The following is a 22,749-nucleotide window of genomic DNA, read 5'->3' as shown; positions in this document are numbered from 1 at the left end:
CGATAAAAGTTATTTAAAGGAGATTTACCTTTATCTTTTATCAAAGGGCTGTCAAGTCGTGATTGCTGTCGCCGACCGGCCAGTAATCGGCAACTGGAGAAGCTGCGAAATCGACTCGGGCAAGGCCCTTTGTCTAGCCGGCGCGCAGGCAGCAACGGACCTCGGCGACGCCTGGTCGGGCCGCTGCTTGTCTGGGTGGGTAAGGAAAGGTGGCGGCGGCAGAGACCCGGGCGGTCGTGGCCGTGGGCTGATGCCTGGAGATCAGCCCCGTGCCCGCCGCTGTGGTCTGCCCGCCAGTTGCCGGGCCAGGACGATGAAGTTCTGCAGGGCGGGAGAGGGATTGAAGGCGCGGCAGGCGAGGGTAATCGGGGCGGCCAGCCGGGGGCGGGCGTCCAGGATAGGGCAGTAGAAGATGCTGGACCTGTGCAGTTCGGTCATGGACGCCGGTACCGCGGAGATACCGGCGCCGGCCGCCACCAGGCTGAGGTTGGTGAGCATGCGGTCGACTTCGAAAGCGATTCGGGGCTCGAAGCCGGCATGGCGACAGGCGTGCAGCAGATTGGCATACATACCCGGCGCGCCCGGCTTGCGCACCAGGATGAAGGCTTCAGTGGCCAGGGACGCCAGTGACAGTCCGCGGTGCGCCAGGCTTTGCAGGGCCTCCGGGCCGATCCCTGCGATGAGTCGGTGATTGCTCGGCAAGGCCAGCAGCATCGCCTCGTTGAGCAGGCGGTGATACGTGACGCCCTCCGGCGAGCTGACCGGGGCGCGCAGGATGCCCAAGTCCAGGCGGCCTTCCGCCACCCGCTGGGTGAGGCCCTGGGCATTGTCCTCGGCAATGGCGATTTCCACGTCCGGGTAGCTTTCCCGGTAGGCGCGGATGATGCGGGGAATCAATGCATGGGCGGCTGCCGAGCTGGTGAAACCCAGCGTCAGGGTTCCGTCGATGCCCTTGGCGACCCGTGCTGCACGATGTGCGCCCTGGCCGACCCGAGCCAGGATGTCACGGGCCTCCTGCAGGAAGGCGGCGCCGCCGGCGGTCAGGGCGACGCCCTTGGGATGGCGCAGGAAGAGGGCAAAGCCCAGTTCGTCCTCCAGGGCCCGGATCTGCTGGCTGAGCGGCGGCTGTTGCATGTGCAGGCGCGCGGCGGCACGGGTGAAATGCTGTTCCTCGGCCACCGTGACGAAGTACCTCAGATGCCGCAATTCCATTCGCTCGCTGACCTCGCAGACGCCGGTCAGGGTGACCGATCGGTTAGGATGGGGCGCAAGGTGTCTGGCGCCACCGGCAGAATAATAACAATGGCAGGAGTCCGGATGATCGCGCGGATCGCTCGCAATGGCAGTGTGCAGATAGGCGTGGCCCTCGCCAGCGGGCTGGTGCTCGGCCTCTGGCACCCGGACCTCGCCGCAGCCATGAAGCCCTTGAGCGATCTGTTCCTGCGCACCCTTGGTCTGGCGATCCCCCTGCTGATGTTTGCGCTCATCGTCTCGGCCATCGCCCGGCTGGGGCAGGGCGTTGGCGTCATGGCGGCGCGCATGGTGCTGTACTTTCAGGTGATGTCCTTGCTCTCCCTGCTGGTCGGTCTGATCGTCGGCCTGGTGATCCATCCCGGCAGTGCCGTCGCGCCCGGCCCGATACCGATCAACTGGGGCAGTGCCGAACCGGCTGACCCCCTGCTGCCGGCTGCTCCCTCGTCGATGCCAGGTCTGCTCGACAGTCTGCCAGGCACGCTACTGGGCGCCTTTACCCAGAGCGCCATACTGCCTGTGTTGTGCCTGGCCATCGTCCTGGGACTCGTCCTGCGTGCCTTGGGTGACCGAGGCTCTTCCTGGCTCGCCGGGATCGAGCGGGCCTTGGCGGTAATGCTGCGGCTGCTGCGCCTGTTCCTCCGCCTGGCGCCCCTTGCCGCCTTTGGCGCCATGGCTTTCACCGTCTCCCGTTATGGCGGCGCCTCCCTGTGGCCGCTGTTGAAGTTTCTGCTCGCGGTCTATCTGGCCGCCCTGTGTTTCATCTGCGGCGTGCTGGCACTGGTGGCGCGCCTCTGTGGCTTTTCCCTACTGCGCCTGGTCCTCTGGCTGAAGCACGAGTTGCTGCTGGTGGCGGTGACCGGTTCCTCGGTCGCGGCCTTGCCCATGCTGATCGGCCGCCTCGAACGCGCCGGTTGCCCAATGGAGCTGGTGCGGTTGTCGCTGACCACCGGCTACACCTTCAACCTGGCAGGCTCCAATCTATACATCGCCGTGGCGATGCTGTTCCTGACCCAGTTCGCCGGGATCGAGCTGTCGGCCGCGCAGTTGGCAACCTTTATCGTCGTCGGCCTGATCACTACCCTGGGTTCGACGAGTGTCGCCGGCTCGGCCTTCCTCACGCTGGCGGCGACCCTGTCGATCCTCCACTTCCTGCCGGTGGAGGCGGTCGGTCTGCTGCTGGGCGTCGAGCGGCTGATGAAGTGCCGCTCGCTCACCAATGTGCTGGGTAACTGCGTCGCCTGCCTGGCGCTGGCGCGCTGGCAGGGGACGCTGGATCGGCCGCGACTGGTGGCGGCGCTCGCCCGTAGACGGCACTAGGCGATCACGGCTTCAGCAGCTTGCCGAAGGCCTGATCGAGCGCGCTGTCGGCCTCGGCCAACCGTTGACGCCGGGCCTTGGTCCAGTCGACATCGGTCTGCAGGGCCTTCTTCGCCTCGCCAAGCAGGCGCTGCACCTCGGCCGGTTGCGGACCGCCGGTGCCGACCCGGGTCCTGACCATGTTGGTCGGCGAGAGGGCAGTACGGAATTCGGCCTCCTGCAGCGGCAGACTGGTTTCCTTCCACTGATACTTTTCCGCGGCCTGGATGTAGAGCTGCTGCGCCTTGGCGAAGGGGAAGGTCTTGGGCGTATAGCCTTCGTCGCGGGCTTCGGTGACGATCAGCGAGGCGAAACTGTGACCGATGCGGAAGGGCACCTTGTGCGCCCGCTCCAGAGTATCTGCCAGCTCCATCGAGGTGGTCCATTCGTTCTCCAGTTCTTCCAGGGCGCGCTGCGGATTGACCTTCAGGGCGTCGAGCACGCGGTCCATGCTGGTGAACATGCCGATGGCCGAGTCATAGAAATTCAGGTCATCGAAGGCGAACTTGTAGTCGGTCATGCCGGTGGTCACGTTGTGCGCCCGCAGGGTGATGGTCTGCGCCAGGCCGATGGTGTCCGAGGCGGCTTCTCGGGTGCGCATCAGCAGTCCGGGATTGCGTTTCTGCGGCATGGCACTGCTGGTGTAGGTGGCGCCTTCCTCCAGCAGCAGCCAAGGGCGGATCTGGTGGTACTGGGTATGGATGTCGCCGATCATCGCGCCCAGCCGGATGGCCGAGGAGGCGGCGATGTCGGCCGCTTCGATGGGGATGTCGTAGGTGGACACCTGGCTGGAATCCAGCGAATTCTGGCGTACCCCATCGAAGCCGAGCAGGGCGGAGAGGCGCTCGCGGTTGAGCGGATAGGCTGAGTTGGCCAGCACGGCGGTGCCCATCGGGCTGAGGTTGAGGCGCTGGTAGAGCTGGGCGATGCGCTGGGCGTCGCGGGCGAAGGAATCGGCGTAGGCGAGCAGATAGTGGGCGTAGGAGATCGGCATTGCCTGGACGCCATTGGTATAGGCCGGCACCAGGGTATCGACGTTGGCGGCGGCAAGGGTCAGCAACCGCTGCCGGGTCGCGTTCAGGGCGTCGCTGTAGGCCAGCACCTGGCCACGCAGAGAGGCCAGCCGATAGGTGGCGTAGATGTCCTGGCGACTGCGGCCCGAGTGGATCAGCGAGGCTTCCGGACCGATCTTGTCGGTCATGATTTTTTCCAGCTGCAGGATGTCGGTGGGTCGTTTGCCGTCTGGCTGACCACCCTGGTCAATGGCGAACTTGACCCCGCCGGCGATCTTGCGCCCCATTTCCGGCGTGACGATGCCTTCCTCGGTCAGCATCACGATGGAGGCCTTGTTGATGCGATTCAGGCCGTCGAACTGGTCTTCGACACCGCCGGCGCGAGTGCCGCTGTGGGTGACGGTGCCACCGATCCTGGCGACTTCGGCCTTGCACTCGGCGGTGGTCTTGCAGGGGGCGTCGGCGGTATTGGCGGCCAGCGCCGGGGTACTCGCGGCCAGGGCGACGAGGAGGGCGAGCGGCAATAAACGTGGGATAGCAGGCATGGATGAGCGTCCTGTCGGGAAGGAATCGAGGCCGGCGCGGTGCACAGCCGGCTGTGCGGATCAGAGCAGGGGCAGGGTGTAGCTGAGGATCAGGCGGTTCTGGTCGAGTTCGGTGTCGTTGCGGCTGCGGTAGCTGCCATTGCGCCAACGCACCTTGAAGTTCTTCAGGCTGCCGCTCTGGAAGGTGTATTCCAGCTCGGTGTCGCGCTCCCACTCCTTGCCGGCGACGCCCCCGGGTCCGTCGAAATGGTCGCCCTTGAGATACCGCGTCATGAAGGCGAGGCCTGGAAGTCCCCAGGCCGCGAAGTCGTAGTCGTAGCGCACCTGCCAGGAGCGCTCGCCGGGATTGGCGAAATCCGGAGACAGCATCACGTAGTTGACCAGGTACGAATCGGTGCCATTGAGATGGGGAAAGCCGGTCGCGCCCTCCATCTGCTGGTAGGCGGCGCCAAAGGCATGATGACCGACGTTGAAGGTGAACTTCGCGCCATAGGCATCGTTGTCGACGTTGCTACCGCCGTCCTTGCGCGAGCGGGCGTAGCGCAGATCGGTCTCCAGCGACTGGTTCTTGCCGAGCGGCAGGACGTGCAGCACGTTAAACATGTGCTGTTCGTAGTTCTGGTCGAGGTGGCCGTAGTCGTAGACCGTGGTGAGCTGCTTGCTCCATTTGTAGCTCAGCCCGGCGAAGTCGAACTGGTCGGACGCGCGGCCGCCGCTGATGCCACTGCCCGCTACGGTCATGTCCTCGTTGGCGCTGTCGTTGCGAACCCGGTTCTGGGTCAGCCGCCCGGCGTTTAAGGTCAGGTTGTCCAGTTCCTTGGAGACCAGCTGAGCACCCTGGAAGGTCTGCGGCAACAGACGTGAGTTGCTGCTGCGGACGGTCTGTATTCGCGGGATCAGGGTGCCGACCTTCAGCGTGCTCTTGGATACCCGCACCTTGCCGGTCAGCCCGAGCTTGCTGTAGTCCTCAGGCGCTCGTCGGTCGCCCACTGGTAGCAGACCGGTGTTCTGCCGGTCCGGTCCGGAGTCGAGCTTTAGACCCAGCATGCCCAAGGCGTCGACGCCAACGCCCACGGTCCCCTCGGTGAAGCCGGACTCATAGTTGAGAATGAAGCCCTGGGCCCATTCCTCTCGCTTGGATTGCCGAGCGCCGGACTGGCGATAGTCACCATTGAAGTAGAAGTTGCGCAGTTCCAGATCGGCCTGGCTGTCGCCGAAGAACTCGGCGGAGGCATCGGAGGGTAGAAAGGATGCGAGGGCGGCGGTACCGACCCCAAGGGCTAGCGGTGACATGCGCATGATGAGATTCCTTGACGCGTTATTGTTATTGGGCGCGTTTTCTCGTGAGGCTTTGTCAGCTCACGGTGGGAACCTTAAGGAGTTTGCCAAAAGATTAAAAATATATGAAAAGTCCGACCTTGATACTTTTTGAATATGTATTCAGGCGGATACTTGGAGGCAGCCGTCGCCGGGCGTTGCCCAAGATCGACGGAGCCCGGGATCCAGGTCGCGAGGGGTGCAGGGAGGAGGCAATCTTGCGTCGCGAGTGATGGCCTCACTCCTCGCTGGACGCGAACCCCTCCAGCCAGCGCGCTTCCGAGCAGAGCAGGTGGTGGCGCATGGCGGTCTGGGCGCCGATCAGGTCGCGGGCTTCCACGGCGCGCAGGATGGCCTCGTGTTCGGCCACGGCGACGCCCCAGGTCTTCTGGCTTTCGGTCTGCTCGGCGACATGGGTGGAGATGGGGCTGTGGCGCTCGTCGAACAGCGAGGTGATGATGCGCACCAGCGTGGAGTTGCCGCTCATCCGGGCCAGGCGGCAGTGGAACTTGCGATCGTCCTCCATGGGCGACAGCCCCTGGGCGATCTTGTCGCTCATGTTCTGGATGCACTTCGCTAGGTAGCGGTAGTCGGCCTTGCCGCCCAGGGAGCAGGCCAGGACGATGGCCGCGCCTTCGATGATCGCCCGGGCGTGCATCAGCTCCGAAGGACTCTCGCCGAGGGTGGAGGTCCGCGCGCCGTTGTTCAGCAGGGCGGCGTTCACATAGATGCCGGAGCCCTGGCGGACCTCGATGCTGCCTTCGATCTCCAGGGCGATCAGGGCTTCGCGCAGCGACGGCCGGGAGACGCCCAGCAACTGCGCCAGGTCGCGCTCCGGGGGCAGGCGGGTGCCGGCTTCGATGGCGCCCTCGCGGATGTGCTGGCGCAGGCGGTCCGCGATCTTCTGGTAGAGCTTTCTTTCGGTGGTGGCAGTGGGCAGCGTCATCGATGAAACCTGCATCTTCAAGGGCTTCAGTATCTCATGGGCTACCCGGATCGGCGCCAGCGACCTAGGGCAGGGCCGCCAGCTCGAACAGCGGGGTCGCCAGCTGCCACTTTTCCGATCCCGCCTCCGGCGAGGACAGCTGATAGCGCGCCATCAGGGTTTCCCATTCCTGGACCTTCGGATTGCGCTGTTCCAGCTCCTGCATGCGGGCGAAGGAGAAGTCCGGCCCCGCCTCGAGCAGCATGGTCAGGCGGCAGCCGAGGCGCCAGATCGTCATGTTGGCGACGCCGGCTTCGCGCAGATGGGCGATGACCTCGGGCCAGACAGCCGCATGCTGGCGTTCGTATTCGGCGATGAGTTCGGGGTCGTCCCGCAGGTCCAGCAACAGGCAGTAGCGTGTCATGGTCTCGCTCCTCGGCCAGGTCAGGCCCGTTAGATTTCGACGATGGCTTTGACGACACCGCGGGCCGGGTCCAGCAGCTCGGCGAAGCGGGTGGGCAACTCGGCCAGTTGCAGGCGATGGGTATTGAGCGCCTGGTCCGGGATCAGGCCTTCGCGCAGGCAGCGCTCGACGTGCTGGAAGTCCTCGGCGGTGGCGTTGCGACTGCCGAGCAGGGTGGTCTCGCGCTTGTGGAATTCGGGGTCGGCGAAGCGGATGTGGTCCTTGACCACCGAGATCAGCACATAGCTGCCGGCATGGGCGACGAATTCGAAACCCCGCTCGATGGCGCGGGCGTTGCCGGTGGCGTCGAACACCACATCGAAGAAGTCGCCATCGGTCAGCCGCGCCAGTTCGTCCTTGTCGCCGTCACCGACGGTGACCGTGGCGGCGACCTTCAAATGCTGGCGACAGAACGCCAGGCGATCGGTGCGGGTGTCGAGGACGGTGACCTGGGCCCCGGCGATACCGGCGAAGATGGCCGCAGCCATGCCGATGGGACCGGCGCCCACCACCAGCACGCGCTGGGCCTGGCCCAGGCCCGAGCGGCGCACGGCATGGGCGCCGATGGCGAGAAATTCCACCATGGCCGCCTGGTCGAGGCTGAGGCCCTCGGCCTTGAAGACGAAGCGGTCGGGCAGGCTGAGGTATTCGGTGAGGGCGCCGTCGCGATGCACGCCCAGGACCGCGATCCTGGTGCAGCAGTTGGTCTTGCCCTGGCGGCAGGCGATGCACTGGCCGCAGGACAGATAGGGCACCACGTAGACGACGTCTCCCGCCTGCAGGCGCCCGCTGTCGTCGGTTTCCTCGACGACGCCGGAAATCTCGTGGCCCATCACCCGTGGGTATTCCAGATAGGGCTGGTTGCCTTCGTAGATGTGCAGGTCGGTGCCGCAAACGCCGACCCGGCGGATGCGGATCAGGGTTTCGCCTTCGCCTCGGGCGGGCTTGGGCGTATCGCGCGAGACCAGCAGGCCGGGTTTTTCACAGATGACGGTCAGCATAGGAAGACTCCGCATCGCATCGGGATGCACGTTGGATTCAGGGCGGCGAGCGTCCGTCGCCACAGAGGCGGGTGGAAAGGGCGGTGCGGCTTCATGCCGGGGCTCCCGCCACGGGAGCGTCGGCGTCCAGCAGGCCGCGCTGCTTGAGGGTGCTCCAGAACTCCGCCGGAATGGGCGTCTGCAGCCAGGCCAGGTTGTTGGCGACCTGCTCGGCGCTGCGTGCGCCGATGACCGCCGAGGCGACCGCCGGATGGGCCAGGGGAAATTGCAGGGCCGCGGCGGCCAGGGGGATCGCGAAGTCGCGGCAGACCTCCTGCAGCGCCCGCACCTTGGCGACCACCGCCGGCGGCGCCGCGCCATAGTCGAAGTGCTGGCCACCGGCGAGGATCCCGGAGTTGAAGACCCCGCCGGCGACGATGGCGTGGCCCTGGGCCCGGCAGCGATCGAGCAGGGGCTTCAGGCTTTCCTGTTCCAGCAGGGTGTAGCGACCGGCCAGCAGGGTGCAGTCCAGCGGGCACTCCTCGAGGCTGTCGACCACCACCTCCCATTCGTTGACGCCCAGGCCGATGGCCTGGATCTGGCCACTGCTGCGCAGCTCTTCCAGGGCGCGGAAACCGCCGCCCCGGGTCAGCGCCTGCCAGTGGAGGTCGTGCCGCTCGCCATGGGTGCGGCGGCCGATGTCGTGCACATAGAGGATGTCGATCCGCGCCAGCCCCAGTCGCTGCAGGCTGTCTTCGTGGGACCTCAGGATGGCGTCGTAGCGGTAGTCGTAGACCGGCTTGAAGGGCAGCGGCCGTTCCCAGCCGTCGCCGTTGGCGCGCTCGCTGCCATTGGGCGCGAGCAGCCGGCCCACCTTGCTGCTGAGCACGAAGTCATCCCGTGGCTGTTCGTCGAGAAAGGCGCCGAGGCGATGCTCCGAGCGGCCGTAGCCATAGAAGGGCGCCGTGTCGAAATAGCGGATGCCCTGCTGCCAGGCGCCGGCCAGGGTGTCGACGGCCTGCTGCAGCGGCATGTCCCGGTACAGCCCGCCCAGCTGGGAGCAACCGAGCCCGAGCACCGGCAGGGCCAGCGGGCTTTTCGCCAGGGGACGCCGTTCGGAGAGATTCATCGCCAGGCCTCCGCTCAATAGAGCACGTTGCGTGCGTCAGGGCTGTCCAGGTTGGCCTTGTCGATGAGCAGGACGCCGGTGTCGATGAACTTGGGCACCTTCTGCTTCTCGATGACCTTGATCACCGTGGCGACCGATTCCAGGCCCATGCGATAGGAACTCTGCACCACGATGGCGTCCAGGGTGCCGTCGCGGACGAAGCCCTGCAGGTCTTCGTTGCCGTCGAAGCCGATGGCCTGCAGCTTGCCGGCCTTGCCGGACTGGGCGATGGCCCGCGCCATGCCGACCGCGGTGGGTTCGTTGGCGCCGTAGATGCCCTTGAGGTCGGGATTGGAGGCCAGGACGTCGGTGGTCTGGTTGAGGGCGTTGGCCATCTGCGACTGGGAATAGAAGGGGCCCACCACGGTCAGCTGCGAATGCTGCTCCAGGTACTTGCGGAAGCCGCCGACCCGGCCCACTTCCGAACCGGTGCCCGGCACATAGGACATGATGGCGATCTTGCCGGTCTTGCCGACCTTTTCGATCATGCGCTGGGCGGACAGCTCGCCGGCTTTGTTGTTGTCGGTGGAGAGAAAGGACTGGTAGTAGGGCGCGCCGCTTTCCGCCACCGAGGAGTCGATCAGCACCACCGGGATATGGGCTTCCCAGGCCTGCTTGATGGCCGGGACCAGGGCATCGGGGTCGGACGGCGCCAGCACGATGCCCGAGACGCCGCGATTGACCGCGTTGACCACCATGTTCACCTCGTCCGCGATCGCCGATTCCGACGCCGGTCCCTGGAAGGTGACCTTGTAGTTGGCGTGCTGCTTGGCCGTTTCCTGTACGCCTTTCTGCACGTTCTGCCAGTAGTTGGAGTTGGCACTCTTGACGATGACGGCGATCTCGCCGTTACCGGCCAGCGCCAGGGAAGTCGCGGCGGAGAGGGCGACACCCAGGACCACTTTCTTGAAGTTTTTCATCGGTCGTTCCTTGTTGTTGTTATCGAGGGTTCACTTCTTGCGGTTGCGGAGCTGGTCGATACAGACGGTCAGCAGGATCACCAGGCCGATGATGATCTGCTGGGTGAAGCTGGAGACGCCAAGCATGTTGAGGCCGTTGCGCAAGACGCCAATGGTGAAGGCGCCGATCAGGGTGCCTGACACGCTGCCGATGCCACCGGAAAGGGAGGTGCCGCCGATCACCGCGCTGGCGATGGCGTCCAGTTCGTACATCACCCCTTCGTTGGGCTGGGCGGTGACCAGGCGTGACATCAGCACCGCGCCGGTCAGGCCGGCCAGCACGCCGGACAGCACATAGGTGAAGAGGGTGACCGCGCGCACCTTGACCCCGGAGAGGCGGGCCGCCTCGGCGTTCGAGCCCACGGCGTAGATGTGGCGGCCCAGGCGGGTGCGGCTGAGCACCAGCCACAGGGCGATGGCCAGCACGATCATGATGATCACCGGGTAGGGGATGCCGGGAAAGATCACGTTGGGAAAGCCGTCGTCGCCGATGCGTTCGATGCGCCCCAGGGTGCCGTTGCCGAGCGTGCCGAACGCGGCGCCGAGTCCGGAGATGGGCTGGGCATCGGTCAGTCGCAGCGCCAGGCCGCGGGCCACCAGCATCATGCCCAGGGTGGCGATGAAGGGCGGCAGCTTGACCAGGGTCACGAACAGCCCGTTGATCGCCCCGCAGATCCCGCCGACGATCAGGCCGACCAGAATGCCCACCTCGATGGACGCGCCGGCCTTGACCGCCATGGCGTTGGCCACGCCGGCCAGGGCCAGCACCGAGCCCACCGAGAGGTCGATGCCGCCGGTGATGATCACCGCCGTCGCGCCGAGGCCGAGAAAGGCGATGGAGGTGACCTGCAAGGCCACGCTCATGCCATTGCCCATGGTCAGGAAGGCGCTGCTCATGGAGGAAAACACCGCGATCAGCGCCAGCAGGCTGACCAGGGCGCCAAACTTCTGCAGGAATTCTTTTTGTTTTTCGGTCATTTCTCTGTCTCGCTCGACACGCGTGGGCGAGCTGCCGTCAGTGCGACGTGCAGCCGGAGGCGTAGTGCATGATCTGGTCCTGGGAGGTGGCCCGGGTCTCGACGTCGCCGGTCAGGCGACCTTCGTGAAAGACCAGGATCCGATCGCTCATGCCGAGCAATTCCGGCAGCTCCGAACTGATCAGGACGACGCCGATGCCCTGGGCCGCCAGCTGGTCCATCATTTCGTAGATGGCGTACTTGGCGCCGACGTCGATACCCCGGGTGGGCTCGTCGAAGAACATGATCCGGGCGTCGCGGAACAGCCATTTGCCGATGATGATCTTTTGCTGGTTGCCGCCCGAGAGATAGCGGGTGACCTTGTCGATCGAGGGCGTGCGGATGTCCAGCCGCCGCACGTAGTCCTGGGCGACCCGCGCCTCCTCGCCGAAGCGAATGAACCCCAGCGGCCCGCAGAGGGCGTCCAGATTGGCCAGGGTCAGGTTGTGCGCCAGGGTCATCTTGACCGCCAGGCCATCCTTCTTGCGGTCCTCGGACAGGTAGGCGATGCCTTCATCGATCCCGTCGCGCGGACTGCGGATGGTGACCGCGCGGCCGTTGATCTCCACCTCGCCGGCATCCAGCCGGTCGGCGCCAAAGATCGCCCGGGCGATCTCGGTGCGCCCGGCGCCCATGAGGCCGGCGAAGCCGAGGATCTCGCCGCGGCGCAGCTCGAAGCTGATGTCCTGGAAGACCCCCTTGCGGGTCAGGCCCCGCGCCCGCAGCAGCACCTCTCCGGTGGGCACGGCGGTGCGTGGCGGAAATTTCTCGTCGAGGGAGCGCCCGACCATGCCTGCCACGATGGCGTCGACACTGGTCTCGGCGAAACGCTGGGTGGAGACGTAGCGACCGTCGCGCAGGATGGTCACCCGGTCGACGATGTGGCGCATCTCGTCCAGCCGGTGCGAGATGTAGAGCATGCCGACGCCGCGCGCCTTGAGGTCCTGGATGACCTTGAACAGCGCCTGGGTCTCGCTTTCGGTCAGGGAGGAGGTCGGTTCGTCGAGGATGAGCACCCGGGCGTCCAGCGACAGCGCCTTGGCGATCTCCACCATCTGCTGCTGGGCCACCGACAGCTTGGAGACCGGCGCGCGGGGGCTGATGGCCACGCCCAGGCGCGCCAGGCAGGCTTCGGTGTCCGCCTGCATCTTGCGTCTGTCGATCAGGCCGAAGCGCACCGGCTCTCGGGCCAGGAAGATGTTTTCCGCCACCGTGAGGTGGGGTACCAGGTTGAGCTCCTGGTGAATGATGGCGATGCCCACCTGCTCGGCTTCCGATACCGACTTGAACTGCCGCTCTTCGCCCAGGTAGCGGATCCGCCCATCGTCCGGCGGCTGCTGGCCGCTGACGATTTTCATCAGGGTGGACTTGCCGGCGCCGTTCTCGCCGCAGATGGCATGCACCTCGCCCGGGTAGAGGCTGAGGCTGACATCGTTGAGGGCCACGACGCCGGGAAAGCGCTTGGAGATGTTTTCGAGCGTCAGACAGGGCGCGGGCGCAGCCGGTACGGGGCCGCCACCTTCGCCGCGGGGCGATGGGGTATCCAGCATGGTGCTCTCTCTTGTTGTTGTTCTAGGGTCGCTGCCCTATGTGAGATCCATGGCAGGGAAAGCTACACCCCAGTCTGGATATCTGGCAAGACCAATTGGATTTTTTCGAATTGGTCTTGCCAGAGTGCGGTCTGATTAGTGAAAGCCTTCTTGCTCAAGGCAGGCGATGGGCGCGGGAGGGGCAGGCGCTCGGGCCAGCGTGGCCTTGCTGTAGAGGAGGGCGCGGGAGGGATAGCCCCAAGGCGCAGACCGGCAGGCGCAGCGCCTGGGCCACGGGTCTAGCTGGATCGTCGGGGAGGAAGGCGCTGATCGGAGGCCCGACCCAAGTCGAGTCGGGCCTCCGATCGCAATGTCCTAGCGCACGGGCGCAGCCGCCGCGGCGCGTGCCGGGCGGGTGTCGCGGAAGGTAACCAGGAAGGCCAGCAGCACGCCCAGGGAGAACAGCGCCGGGAACAGCCAGATGCCTTGCCAGTCATGGCCGGCGGCGCTGGCATAGTGGTCCGAGACCATCCCGGCGACCCGGAAGCCGACCAGCATGCCCACGCCATAGGTGGCCAGGGTGATCAGGCCCTGGGCCGCGCTCTTGTTCGCTTCGCCGGCCTTGGCGTCGGTGTAGATCTGCCCGGAAACGAAGAAGAAGTCGTAGCAGACGCCATGCAGGGCGATGCCCAGCAGCAGGTAGGCGAGGGCGTCACCCTGGGCACCCAGGGCGAAGCAGCCATAGCGCACCGCCCAGGCCAGCATTCCCACCAGCAGGGTGCGCTTGAGGCCGAAGCGGCGGATGAACAGCGGCAGCAGCAGCATGAAGCCCACCTCCGACACCTGGCCGAGGGTCATCATGCCGGTGGGATTGGCCACCCCCAGTTCAGCGAGAAAGAGGTTGGCGTTCTGGTAGTAGAAGGCCAGCGGAATGCAGATCAGCACCGAGGCGGCAAAGAACACCGCGAAGCTGCGGTCCTTGAGCAGGCGCAGGGCGTCCAGGCCGAGCATCGCGCCCAGGCCGCCGCGGGTGGCCGGCAGCGGCGCGGTGCGCGGCAGGCTGAAGCTGTAGAGACCGAGGATGAGGGAAGCCGCGGCGCCGAGCAGGAAGGTGTTGCGCAGGGCCCCGGCGGCGATGCCGCTGCGGCTGTCCCAGGCGAAGACGAAGCTGATCGCCAGGCCGGCGGCAATCCAGCCCAGGGTGCCCCAAACCCGGATCTTGGCGAATTGCCGGGCTGGATCGGCCAGGTGGCGGAAGGCCACGGAGTTGGCCAGCGCCAGGGTCGGCATGTAGCAGAGCATGTAGGCCAGTACCAGTGGATAGAAGGTGGTGAAGTCGGCCGCCGCATAGAGCTGGTAGAGCAGCACCGCGCCGGCCAGGTGCAGCAGGCCGAGGATGCGCTCGGCGTTGAAGTAGCGATCGGCGATCAGGCCGATCACGAAGGGTGCCAGGATCGCGCCCCAGGACTGGGTAGCGAAGGCCTGGCCGATCTGGCCGCCGTTGGCGCCCAGGGTATTGCCGAGAAAGGTCGCCAGGGTGACGAACCAGCTGCCCCAGATAAAGAACTGCAGGAACATCAGGGTGCTCAGGCGTAGCGAAAGTGCGTTCATCGTCGATTCCTTGTTGTGGGTTATGTGACGAAAAAACGAGGCGGGTCCTTACTCCAGGCCGAGCATCCGCCGATTGCGCGCCGGGTCGGCGTCGCCGCCGGCGAAGTCGTCGAAGGCGCGGGTGGCCGGCTGGATCAGGTGGCGCTGGATGAAGGGCGCTCCTTCGGCCGCGCCCTGGGCCGCGTCCTTGAGGCAGCACTCCCATTCCAGCACCGCCCAGCCGTCGAAGCCGTACTGGGTGAGCTTGCTGAAGATGGCGCCGAAATCGACCTGGCCATCGCCCAGGGAACGGAAGCGTCCCGGCCGCTCGGCCCAGTCCTGGTAGCCGCCATAGACGCCGCTGCGGGCATCGGGACGGAATTCCGCGTCCTTGACGTGGAACATGCCGATGCGCGCGTGATAGCGGTCGATGAAGCCCAGGTAGTCCAGTTGCTGCAGGACGAAATGGCTGGGGTCATAGAGGATGCGCGCGCGGGGATGGTCGTCCACGGCCGCCAGGAAGCGCTCGAAGGTGGCGCCGTCGTGCAGGTCCTCGCCCGGATGCAATTCGAAGCAGAGGTCGATGCCTTCTTCGCCGTAGACGTCGAGGATCGGTCGCCAGCGCCGGGCCAGTTCGGTGAAGCCCTCGTCCACCAGGCCGGCGGGCCGCTGCGGCCAGGGATAGACATAGGGCCAGAGCAGGGCACCGGAAAAGCTCGCCACCGCCTTGAGACCGAGGCGGCGACTGGCCTTGGCGGCAAGCTTGAGCTGCTTGACCGCCCAGGCCTGGCGCTCCTCCGGACGACCGCGCAGCGCCGGCGGGGCGAAGCCGTCGAAGGCTTCGCTGAAGGCCGGATGCACGGCCACCAGTTGCCCCTGCAGGTGGGTGGAGAGTTCGCTGATGGCCACCCCGGCGTCGGCGCACTGCCCGAGCAGTTCGTCGCAGTAGTCCTGGCTGGCGGCGGCGCGTTCCAGATTCGGGCACTGCGGGCCCAGCGTCGGCAGCTGGATGCCGCGGTAGCCGAGGTCCGCCGCCCAGCGCGCCAGGTTGGGCAGGGTGTCGAAGGGCGGCTTGTCGTCGAGAAACTGGGCGAGAAAGATCGCCGGGCCCTTGAGGCCGGGACGAGCGTTGGCGGCCATGTTCAGGCTCCTAGGGTCGGTAAGGGGGTCCAGGCGCCCTGGCGCCGATGGCTGGCCAGGGCGGTTTCGATAAAGGCCAGGCCGCGCCAGCCGGTGGTGATGCCGGGCAGGCCCGGCGCGGGATCGGCGGGATCGCGAATGGCCGCGGCCAGCTCGCGATAGAGATTGGCCAGGGCTTCGAGATAGCCCTCCGGGTGCCCGGCGGGCAGGCGCAGGCGCTGCTGGGTGCCGGCACTCAGCCAGGGCAGACCGAGGCCGGCGCGCAGGGTCTGCGGCGGTTGGTCGAGGCTGCGCTGCAGCAGGCTGTTGGGTGCCTGCTGCTGCCATTCCAGACTGCCGCGCTCTCCGTAGAGGCGGATGCGCAGGCCATTCTCCTCGCCAATGCAGACCTGGCTGGCCAGCAGGCTGCCGCTGGCGCCCGCGGCGGTTTCGAACAGAACCATGACATCGTCGTCCAGCCGCCGACCGGGCAGGTGGCTGCGCAGGTGGGCACTGAGGCGGGTGATGGGCTGGCCGCCGATGAATTCGGCGAGGCTGAAGGCATGGGTACCGATGTCGCCCAGGCACCCGCCCGGACCGGAGAGGGCCGGATCGTCGCGCCAGGCCGCCTGCCGGTTGCCGGTAGCGGCCAGGTCCTGGGCGAGCCAGCCCTGGGGGTATTCCACATGGATCTTGCGCAGCGCCCCCAGCTCGCCGCGGGCGACGCGCTCGCGGGCTTCCCACACCAGCGGATAGCCGAGGTAGGTGTGCGCCAGCGCATAGCGCAGGGGCAAGGCGGCCAGCGTTTCCGCCAGGCGCTGCACCTGGGCCAGGGAGATGCCGGCGGGCTTTTCCGAAAAGACGTGGAAGCCGGCGCTCAGGGCCGCCTGGGCGATGGGTACATGGAGATCGTTGGGCGTGACGATCACCAGCAACTCGACCCGTTGCTCGGGGGGCAGCCGGGCTTCGCTGGCCAGCAGGGTCTCCCAGGAGGCATAGACCCGTTCGGGCGCCAGACCCAGCTCGCGACCGGTCGCCTCGTTGTTGGCCAAATCACGGCTGAAGGCGCCGCACACCAGTTCGAGCGCGCCATCCAAGGCCGCGGCGCGCCGATGGGCCGCGCCGATGAAGGCGCCCTGGCCGCCACCGATCATGCCGTAACGGACCTTGCCGTCGGTTTCAGCCTGCATCCTCTTACCCTCGGTTTGTTATTGTGCTGAGTGTAACCGGTTACATATGCGGGTATTTGGAGCCTGCGCCGGGCTTTAGTCAAGCGCCCGGCGGACGTACGGCTTGCCCGCACGCCGGGCTTTGCGCACAGTTGCACCCTTTCCCACGCCAACCGAGGCCGCATGTCCAATATCCGCAGGGTCGCCGAACTGGCCGGGGTATCGGTCGCGACCGTATCGCGCACCCTGAAGAATCCCGAGGTGGTGGCGCCGGCGACCCGCGAACGGGTGCAGGCCGCCGTGACCGCGGCCAACTACCGGCCCAACGGTATGGCGGTGCAGTTTCGCTCGCGCCGCACCGGCAATCTGGTGGTGCTGGTGCCGCTGATCGCCAACAGCTTCTTCGCCCGCGTCATCGCCGGGATTCAGCAGGCGGCCCAGGCGGCGGGGTATCGGGTGCTGCTGTGCGATACCGCGGGGGACGAGGCCCGCGAGCGCGAGTACGCCGAACTGGTCTATGCGCGGCAGGCGGATGGGGTGATCCAGCTGCGCGCCTTCGATCCCTTCGCCGGTGACCCCGACGCACCGCCGGCGGTGAATGCCTGCGAGGTGCTCGCCGAGCATTCCTGGCCCAAGGTGCGGCTGGACAATCGCGCCGCCGCCCGCTGCCTGACCGAACACCTGCTGGCGCTCGGTCACAGGCGCATCGCCCTGATCAAGGGCCCGGAACGCAGTCCGCTGACCCTGGAACGCCTGGCGGGTTATCAGGAGGCGCTCAGCCAGGCCGGTGTCCCCTTGGATCCTGACCTGCTGCACCCGGGTGATTTCACCCTGGCCGCCGGCGCCGCCGCGGCGCGGGCACTGCTGGGGCTTTCGGAGCGGCCGACGGCGTTGTTCTGCTGCAGCGACGAAATGGCGATCGGCGCCCTCCAGGCCCTTCGCGGCGCCGGACTGCGGGTGCCCGAGGATCTGTCCCTGGCCGGCTTCGACGACATCGCCTTCGCCGCCTACAGCGATCCGCCGCTGACCACCATCGCCCAACCCGCGGAGGCCTTCGGCCAGCGCGCGGTCGCCCTGCTGCTGGAGACCCTCGCCGGTTCGCCACCGCCCTGTCGGGAGGTGGTGCTGCCCTTCGAGCTGGTGGTACGGGGCAGTACCGGCCCCTGCCGCCCTGGCTGAGAGGCCGGTTGCGCGGAGGTCCGCTCAGACGCGGGAGGCGCGCACCAGCGCCAGTCGCTCGCGGATATAGCTGTCGTTATCGATCGCCTGGACGTCGAAGGGGATGACGATCGCGCGCCGGTCGGCGCGCGAATACAGGCGCGCGAAGATCGAGCCGTCCGGGCAGGTCGGGCTGACCAGCACGGTCCAGCCGTCCAGTTCACGCGTCAGGCGCTGCATCAGTGTTTGCGTGGGCAGCGTGGCGAGTTTGGCGTTCTTCATCGGTCTGGCCTTGGATGCTTGGTGATGACTTCATTGGGGGCTCGGCGCCGCTCGGCATCGCGCTCGCCGGACGTGCTCGAGCCAGCCGTGCGGCGCAGTCGCTCCAGCAGTCTGGACAGCGTCGGACGCCTCGCGGGGTGGCGCCGCGCCGGGGCGCTGGCGAAGACGGGTGGCTGCCGGCTGCCGGTCGTGTCGTTCAGCTTTTCGAGAACGGAATCGAGCCGGCAGCTCTTGATCTGCGAATGGACGCTCATGCTGGACGGAGCCTGATCGTGCGCGCCTTCCTCCTTGAGGGCGACGTTACCCAAGGTCTGCATTTGCCGGCAGCGATGCGGATCACCAGGAGGCGTTTCGCCTAGGAGTGCCGCGCCGTCCGGACTTGCACTGTCAGTCGTCAGCTAGCTTGTTTCCGTGGCAAGTCGAACTGCGACTTCCTCCACCAGTTGGATAGTTTCCGCCGTCAGGGCTTCGAACTGAAAGAGCATGTCCTGTAGTTGCGGACTGCCCATATCCACATTGCGCAGTTGATCGATTCTCAACGTCAGCAATCTGTGGATCTGCAGCAGGCAGTCACGATTGGGATTCTCGGGGATGACGAACAGGCGGCTCATCGTTGTCTCCATGGACAGGTTCCTCACGCCCATGGATATCGCCTAACCCGCTTGTTTTTTAAGGCAATTCGTCGCCGACGATCTACTTGGAAAGAGCGCCTTGCGTGCTTGACTCTGGTTGTCGGAAGAGCGCTTGAGGGCTCTTGGTCGCATTAGCGACCTTATCTTCAAAAAGCTCGTGAAGAATGCGTGAAAAATTCGTTAAAACCTTTTTAGGTGGTTGTTTAAGTGGGACGTGGTGTTTCAAAAGTTTTAGGCAAGTTGGCAGCAAAACGGACGAACGAACGCTTCGTTTCAGGCCTGACAGACATCCGCTATTCGCGCCTTCAACAGATTCGCCAACTCATCGAAGAGGATCTGCACCGAGCGCAGCGACAGATTGTCCGGGCGGGTTAGCAGCCAGATATCGGTGTCGCAGCCATGCAGCGCCGGACCCAGGCGTTCGACGCCCTCCAGGCTGCTGATCATGAAGTCGGGGAGGGCGGCCACACCGAGGCCGGCGCCGACCAGGCTGCCTACCGAAGACATGCTGCTGCAGCGATAGCGCGGAGTGAGGCTGGGATAGGCCTGTCTCAGCCAGGCGACCGAGACGTGATCGGCCAGGGAGTCGTCCGGGGCGATCCAGGGCAGCTCGGTGGCCAGCTGGCCGTAACCGCTGCGATAGCGTTCGTGACCGCAGACGAAATAGGAGCTGCGACCGAGCCGGCGGCCGATCAGGTGTTCGGGCGGGGCGTTGGACAGGCGCAGGGCGATGTCCGCATCCCGTCGGCTCAGGCTGGCGAAGGTGTTGGAGGTGGCGACTTCCAGGGCGACCGCGGGATAGCGCGGCATGAGGTCGGCGAGGCCGGGCAGCAGCAGGCTGCGCAGCACGGCATCGGTGCAGGTCAGGCGGACCGTGCCGCTGATGACGTTCTCGCCCTGGGTGAGGGCGATGCGCGCCGCATCCAGCGCCTGTTCGGCGCGCTCGGCCTGTTCGGCGAGGGCCTTGGCGCTCTGGGTCGGGGTGTAGCCGCGGCGGGTCTTGTCGAACAGCGCGACCTGCAGATTGGCTTCGAGCTTGCGGATGGCGCGAAAGACCGTGGAGACGTCCACCTGCAACTGTTCCGCCGCGCGGGCCAGGGTCCTGCCGCGGACCAGGGCGAGGATCAGCTTGAGATCGGCATGACCTATCTGATATTGCATCGGTGCATTCTTCCTTTGCCGATTCGCCGATATGGGTTGCGCTCATGCCAATTTATACTGGCCTGGCCCCCCAAGGGCAATCAGGTGGAAGGGCGGACCTTGCAGACAGGGTCGGCGCCTGCAGCAACCACCGCCCACAGCCACGCTGCCAGACCCGCACGAGCAAGCACAACGAAGCGGGCCAGCGTCAAGGATGCCTCCCATGAATTCGATATCCCCCCGCGTCGTCCAGCTCACCGAAGCCAACGGCTTTCTCAAGGAGCACCCCGAGATCCAGTACGTCGATCTGTTGATCACCGACATGAACGGCGTCATCCGGGGCAAGCGAGTCGAGCGGGCCAGTCTCTCCAAGGTCTATGAGCGCGGCATCAATCTGCCGGCCTCGCTGTTCGCCCTGGACATCAACGGCTCCACGGTGGAAAGCACCGGCCTGGGCCTGCACATCGGCGACGCCGACCGCACCTGCTTTCCCATCCCTGGCACCCTGAGCTACGAACCCTGGCAGAAGCGCCCGACTGCGCAACTGCTGATGACCATGCACGAGCAGGACGGCTCGCCATTCTTCGCGGATCCGCGCGAGGTGCTGCGCCGGGTGGTGAAGAAGTTCGACGACCTGGGGCTGACCATCTGCGCCGCCTTCGAACTGGAGTTCTATCTGATCGACCAGGAGAACGTGAACGGCCGGCCGCAACCGCCGCGCTCGCCGATCTCCGGCAAGCGACCGGTCTCCACCCAGGTCTATCTGATCGACGACCTGGACGAATACGTGGATTGCCTGCAGGACATGCTGGAAGGCGCCAAGGAGCAGGGGCTGCCGGCCGATGCCATCGTCAAGGAATCCGCGCCGGCGCAATTCGAGGTCAACCTGCATCACGTCGAAGACGCCATCAAGGCCTGCGACTACGCGGTGCTGCTCAAGCGGCTGATCAAGAACATCGCCTACGACCATGAAATGGATTCCACCTTCATGGCCAAGCCCTATCCCGGCCAGGCGGGCAACGGCCTGCACGTGCACATTTCGCTGCTGGACAAGCAGACCGGGCAGAACATCTTCGCCATCGACGATCCCGAGCACCATGCGCCGCTGCGCCATGCCATCGCCGGCATTCTCGAAACCCTGCCGGCGTCGATGGCCTTCCTCTGCCCGAACGTCAACTCCTATCGCCGCTTCGGCGCCCAGTTCTATGTGCCCAATGCGCCGAGCTGGGGCCTGGACAACCGCACCGTGGCGGTGCGCGTGCCCACCGGCAGCAGCGAGGCGATCCGCATCGAACACCGGGTCGCCGGGGCCGATGCCAATCCCTATCTGATGATGGCCTCGATCCTCGCCGGCATTCACCACGGCATGACCCAGCGCCTGGAGCCCTGCGCCCCGGTCAGTGGCAACTCCTATGAGCAGCTCGAACAGAGCCTGCCCAACAACCTGCGCGACGCCTTGCGCCGGCTGGACGACAGCGCGGTGATGAACCAGTACATCAGCCCCGAGTACATCGACATCTTCGTCGCCTGCAAGGAAGCCGAGCTGGAGGAGTTCGAGACCACCATCTCCGACCTCGAATACAACTGGTACCTGCATACCGTCTAGGAGGCCTGATCATGACCGTGCTGACGCAACAGGACTGGGAGCAGCGTGCCCAGGCGTTGACCATCGAAGCCCGTGCCTTCATCGACGGCCGCTACCAGGCCGCCCAGGGCGGCGCGACCTTCGCCGACCTGAGTCCGGTGGATGGTCGCCCGCTGGCCCGGGTGGCCAGTTGCATGGCCGAGGATGCCGAGCTCGCCGTGCAGGCTGCGCGGGCGAGCTTCGCGCGAGGCGACTGGGCCCATCGGGCACCGGCGCAGCGCAAGCGGGTGCTGATCGCCTTCGCCGATCTCTTGCTGGCCCATGCCGAGGAGCTGGCGCTGCTGGAAACCCTGGACATGGGCAAGCCGATCAGCGATTCGCTCGCCATCGATGTGCCGGCGGCGGCCAATGCCATCCGCTGGAGCGCCGAGGCCATCGACAAGGTCTACGACGAGGTGGCGCCCACGCCGCGCGACCAGCTCGGCCTGGTGACCCGCGAACCGGTCGGGGTGGTCGCGGCCATCGTGCCCTGGAATTTCCCGCTGATGATGGCCTGCTGGAAACTGGGGCCGGCGCTGGCCACCGGCAACTCGGTGATCCTCAAGCCGTCCGAGAAGTCGCCGCTGACCGCCATTCGCATCGCTGCCCTGGCGCTGGAGGCCGGCATCCCGGCGGGCGTGTTCAACGTGCTGCCCGGCTACGGCCACACCGTCGGCCAGGCGCTGGCGCTGCACCCGGACGTGGATACCCTGGTCTTTACCGGCTCCACCCGCATCGCCAAGCAGCTGCTGGTCTATGCCGGCGAGTCGAACATGAAGCGGGTCTGGCTGGAGGCGGGTGGCAAGAGCCCCAACATCGTCTTCGCCGACGCCCCGGACCTCAGGGCCGCAGCCGAGGCAGCCGCCGCAGCCATCGCCTTCAACCAGGGCGAGGTGTGCATCGCCGGCTCGCGGCTGCTAGTCGAGCGCTCGATCAAGGCGCGCTTTCTGGCCCTGGTGGCGGAGGCGCTGCAGGCGTGGACGCCCGGCCATGCCCTGAATCCCGATACCCGCGTCGGCGCCCTGGTGGACGAAGGCCATCTGCGCACCGTGCTGGAGTTCATCGTGGCCGGCCGCGCCGAGGGGGCGCGACTGGTGAGCGGCGGTGAGCGGGCCCTGAGCGAAACCGGCGGCAGCTACGTCACGCCGACTATCTTCGAAGGCGTAGACAATGCCATGCGCATCGCTCGGGAAGAGATCTTCGGTCCGGTGCTGGCGGTGATCGACTTCGACGGCGAAGCGGAGGCCGTGCGCATCGCCAATGACACCCCCTATGGCCTGGCCGCCGCCGTCTGGACGAGCGACCTCTCCCGCGCCCATCGCGTGGCCCGCGCCTTGCGTGCGGGCAGTGTCTGGGTCAACCAGTATGATGGCGGCGACATGACGGCGCCCTTCGGCGGCTTCAAGCAGTCCGGCAACGGACGCGACAAGTCGCTGCACGCCTTCGACAAATACACCGAACTCAAGGCGACCTGGATCAAGCTCTGAACAGGCGCGGCGGCCCAGGCGTT

The 22,749-nt window shown here is 66.3% G+C and carries 21 protein-coding genes; 4 read left to right on the top strand and 17 right to left on the bottom strand.

Annotated elements, in window-relative coordinates; translation table 11 throughout:
- Positions 1 to 261: 261 nt before the first annotated feature.
- Positions 262 to 1,212, bottom strand: coding sequence for a LysR family transcriptional regulator (locus QKY98_RS09315; RefSeq protein ID WP_197852230.1), 951 nt, complete (start codon positions 1,210 to 1,212; stop codon positions 262 to 264).
- A 105-nt stretch (positions 1,213 to 1,317) separates the two neighbouring features.
- Between QKY98_RS09315 and QKY98_RS09310 the strand changes: the two genes are divergently transcribed.
- Positions 1,318 to 2,571: a cation:dicarboxylate symporter family transporter gene (locus QKY98_RS09310; protein WP_181083557.1), complete on the top strand. Its 1,254-nt coding sequence runs from the start codon at positions 1,318 to 1,320 to the stop codon at positions 2,569 to 2,571.
- Positions 2,572 to 2,575: 4 nt separating this feature from the next.
- Here QKY98_RS09310 and QKY98_RS09305 read toward each other — a convergent pair whose 3' ends face one another.
- The 12 genes from QKY98_RS09305 to QKY98_RS09250 form a co-directional block, all read right to left on the bottom strand.
- A complete protein-coding gene (locus tag QKY98_RS09305; protein WP_181083559.1) occupies positions 2,576 to 4,168 on the bottom strand; it encodes an argininosuccinate lyase in 1,593 nt (530 codons plus the stop codon).
- A gap of 60 nt (positions 4,169 to 4,228) precedes the next feature.
- A complete protein-coding gene (locus QKY98_RS09300; RefSeq protein ID WP_197852227.1) occupies positions 4,229 to 5,467 on the bottom strand; it encodes an OprD family porin in 1,239 nt (412 codons plus the stop codon).
- Positions 5,468 to 5,723: 256 nt separating this feature from the next.
- Positions 5,724 to 6,431 (bottom strand): FadR/GntR family transcriptional regulator, encoded by a 708-nt coding sequence (locus QKY98_RS09295; protein ID WP_027599703.1) that lies wholly within the window; start codon positions 6,429 to 6,431, stop codon positions 5,724 to 5,726.
- 64 nt (positions 6,432 to 6,495) lie between these two features.
- Positions 6,496 to 6,834, bottom strand: coding sequence for an L-rhamnose mutarotase (locus QKY98_RS09290; protein ID WP_027602017.1), 339 nt, complete (start codon positions 6,832 to 6,834; stop codon positions 6,496 to 6,498).
- A gap of 29 nt (positions 6,835 to 6,863) precedes the next feature.
- Positions 6,864 to 7,874, bottom strand: coding sequence for a zinc-binding alcohol dehydrogenase family protein (locus tag QKY98_RS09285; RefSeq protein WP_027599701.1), 1,011 nt, complete (start codon positions 7,872 to 7,874; stop codon positions 6,864 to 6,866).
- Between the two features lie 91 nt (positions 7,875 to 7,965).
- A complete protein-coding gene (locus QKY98_RS09280; RefSeq protein WP_284670741.1) occupies positions 7,966 to 8,982 on the bottom strand; it encodes an aldo/keto reductase in 1,017 nt (338 codons plus the stop codon).
- A gap of 14 nt (positions 8,983 to 8,996) precedes the next feature.
- Positions 8,997 to 9,941 carry an ABC transporter substrate-binding protein gene (locus QKY98_RS09275; RefSeq protein ID WP_027599699.1) on the bottom strand — a complete coding sequence of 315 codons (945 nt, stop codon included), beginning with the start codon at positions 9,939 to 9,941 and terminating at the stop codon, positions 8,997 to 8,999.
- A 30-nt stretch (positions 9,942 to 9,971) separates the two neighbouring features.
- The gene (locus QKY98_RS09270) at positions 9,972 to 10,958 is read right to left on the bottom strand and encodes an ABC transporter permease (RefSeq protein ID WP_027599698.1); all 987 of its coding nucleotides are present in this window, start codon (positions 10,956 to 10,958) and stop codon (positions 9,972 to 9,974) included.
- Positions 10,959 to 10,995: 37 nt separating this feature from the next.
- Entirely contained in the window at positions 10,996 to 12,546 is a 1,551-nt protein-coding gene (locus QKY98_RS09265; RefSeq protein ID WP_027602021.1) for a sugar ABC transporter ATP-binding protein, read from the bottom strand.
- Between the two features lie 354 nt (positions 12,547 to 12,900).
- Complete coding sequence (locus tag QKY98_RS09260; RefSeq protein ID WP_284670740.1) at positions 12,901 to 14,136, bottom strand: nucleoside permease; 1,236 nt, start codon at positions 14,134 to 14,136, stop codon at positions 12,901 to 12,903.
- A gap of 48 nt (positions 14,137 to 14,184) precedes the next feature.
- Positions 14,185 to 15,255: a sugar phosphate isomerase/epimerase family protein gene (locus QKY98_RS09255; RefSeq protein WP_284670739.1), complete on the bottom strand. Its 1,071-nt coding sequence runs from the start codon at positions 15,253 to 15,255 to the stop codon at positions 14,185 to 14,187.
- Between the two features lie 2 nt (positions 15,256 to 15,257).
- Positions 15,258 to 16,424: a Gfo/Idh/MocA family protein gene (locus QKY98_RS09250; protein ID WP_181083573.1), complete on the bottom strand. Its 1,167-nt coding sequence runs from the start codon at positions 16,422 to 16,424 to the stop codon at positions 15,258 to 15,260.
- Between the two features lie 162 nt (positions 16,425 to 16,586).
- On the opposite strand from QKY98_RS09250, the gene QKY98_RS09245 reads away from it, so the two are divergent.
- Positions 16,587 to 17,582 (top strand): LacI family DNA-binding transcriptional regulator, encoded by a 996-nt coding sequence (locus QKY98_RS09245; RefSeq protein WP_150338814.1) that lies wholly within the window; start codon positions 16,587 to 16,589, stop codon positions 17,580 to 17,582.
- A gap of 24 nt (positions 17,583 to 17,606) precedes the next feature.
- Here QKY98_RS09245 and QKY98_RS09240 read toward each other — a convergent pair whose 3' ends face one another.
- The 4 genes from QKY98_RS09240 to QKY98_RS09225 all read right to left on the bottom strand — a co-directional run bounded on the left by QKY98_RS09240 (position 17,607) and on the right by QKY98_RS09225 (position 19,636).
- A complete protein-coding gene (locus QKY98_RS09240) occupies positions 17,607 to 17,843 on the bottom strand; it encodes a hypothetical protein (RefSeq protein ID WP_042133645.1) in 237 nt (78 codons plus the stop codon).
- On the bottom strand, positions 17,840 to 18,160 hold the full coding sequence (locus QKY98_RS09235; protein ID WP_284670738.1) for a hypothetical protein: 321 nt from the start codon (positions 18,158 to 18,160) through the stop codon (positions 17,840 to 17,842). The genes QKY98_RS09240 and QKY98_RS09235 overlap by 4 nt, the downstream gene beginning before the upstream one ends.
- Before the next feature lie 81 nt (positions 18,161 to 18,241).
- Positions 18,242 to 18,454, bottom strand: a complete 213-nt coding sequence (locus QKY98_RS09230; protein WP_284670737.1) for a hypothetical protein — start codon at positions 18,452 to 18,454, stop codon at positions 18,242 to 18,244.
- 294 nt (positions 18,455 to 18,748) lie between these two features.
- Positions 18,749 to 19,636 (bottom strand): LysR family transcriptional regulator, encoded by an 888-nt coding sequence (locus QKY98_RS09225; RefSeq protein WP_042133648.1) that lies wholly within the window; start codon positions 19,634 to 19,636, stop codon positions 18,749 to 18,751.
- Positions 19,637 to 19,838: 202 nt separating this feature from the next.
- Here QKY98_RS09225 and QKY98_RS09220 point away from each other — a divergent pair, with 202 nt between their 5' ends.
- Both QKY98_RS09220 and QKY98_RS09215 read left to right on the top strand, forming a co-directional pair.
- The gene (locus QKY98_RS09220) at positions 19,839 to 21,221 is read left to right on the top strand and encodes a glutamine synthetase family protein (protein ID WP_284670736.1); all 1,383 of its coding nucleotides are present in this window, start codon (positions 19,839 to 19,841) and stop codon (positions 21,219 to 21,221) included.
- An 11-nt stretch (positions 21,222 to 21,232) separates the two neighbouring features.
- Complete coding sequence (locus QKY98_RS09215) at positions 21,233 to 22,726, top strand: aldehyde dehydrogenase (RefSeq protein ID WP_042133652.1); 1,494 nt, start codon at positions 21,233 to 21,235, stop codon at positions 22,724 to 22,726.
- The last annotated feature ends 23 nt before the right edge of the window (positions 22,727 to 22,749 follow it).

The organism is Pseudomonas sp. HR1 (assembly GCF_030175875.1).
Classification (GTDB): domain Bacteria; phylum Pseudomonadota; class Gammaproteobacteria; order Pseudomonadales; family Pseudomonadaceae; genus Chryseomonas; species Chryseomonas oryzihabitans.
This window is presented reverse-complemented; position numbering and strand designations above follow the sequence as displayed.